Below are 227 nucleotides of genomic sequence, written 5' to 3' on the forward strand. Positions count from 1 at the left end.
GCGGTACGGGCACCTTAGATATACACGCAGCTTTTCTCGCCTCTCATCCAGCCAGACTTCGGTACTATATTTCCCTCGATCACTACCGGAACCAACACCCGGCTCTGACCTTCTAAAAGTGTCCCTGCGCTTAAATCTTTCGGTGGGGACGGAATCTCTACCGTCTGTGCATCGGCTACGCCTTTCGGCCTCACCTTAGCTCCCGCCTAACTTGGAGCGGACGAACC

The 227-nt window shown here is 55.1% G+C and carries 1 rRNA gene; it reads right to left on the bottom strand.

The features are described 5' to 3' along the window. A 23S ribosomal RNA gene (locus tag H6B10_RS16590) occupies window positions 1-227 on the bottom strand; the annotation flags it as partial.

This window comes from Gemmiger formicilis (assembly GCF_016901605.1).
Taxonomy (GTDB): domain Bacteria; phylum Bacillota; class Clostridia; order Oscillospirales; family Ruminococcaceae; genus Gemmiger; species Gemmiger formicilis_B.